Below are 833 nucleotides of genomic sequence, written 5' to 3' on the forward strand. Positions count from 1 at the left end.
CTGCATCCATGAACCTGGAAACGTGTAACTCTCCCTCTATATGCAGTTGACCTGATACATGATACGCTGCACCTCCACCCAGTTGATCCAGCACATACATTCTTTTTTGAGCGGGAGATACCGGATAAAAGGGCTGTAAATCTGCCCGAACAAGCGGCTCAAACTTTCGCTTTCGTCCTCCTTTTACATGTGCCGCCAGTTGTGCAATCGTTTGCAAATGTAAAATTTGTACCAGCGGAATATATACTTCGAATTCCTTGTTAATTCTGCTTAGAAGAACAGTCGCTTTTAAAGAGTCTCCACCCATTTGAAAAAAATTATCGTTGTATCCGATATCAGATACATTCAAAACTTCCTTACATATAGATATCAGTTTGTCCTCAGTCATATTGCCGTCAGAAACCTGCTTCTGCGAGTCCTCTATCCTGATATTTTCTGGTTTCGGCAATAATTGAAAATCCGGCTTCCCATCAGCCAAAAGAGGGATGCTATCCATCAGAACCCAAAAACGAGGTTGCCCATAATCAGGAAGTATTGAGCTAACACTCTCTTTCAGCTTCGCTATATCCCACGAATTAGAATTATTGTCCACTATATAAGCCACTAGATACGAAGAGTTACTGCTCTCACCGTCTTTCCGTACCGTCAAAACACAGGCATCCAAATCCAGTGCTTGCAAAAGATGTTTCTCTATCTGCTCAAGATTCACGTGATGCCCGCGAATAAGAACATCTCGGTTGGCTGCACCGATATGTCGAATTCTCCCTCCAACCTCGATATAAGCCCATTCCAACGTCGTTCCCAGTAAACCAGCGGATGTGGCCAAATATACT

1 protein-coding gene is annotated in these 833 nt (G+C 43.3%); it reads right to left on the reverse strand.

Features of this window, described 5'->3' with window-relative positions; genetic code table 11:
- The coding region (locus GRP75_RS28320) for a phosphopantetheine-binding protein (protein WP_160791043.1) at positions 1 to 833 on the reverse strand (833 nt) is incomplete at both ends.

The organism is Paenibacillus sp. OT2-17 (assembly GCF_009827695.1).
GTDB lineage: Bacteria > Bacillota > Bacilli > Paenibacillales > Paenibacillaceae > Paenibacillus > Paenibacillus polymyxa_B.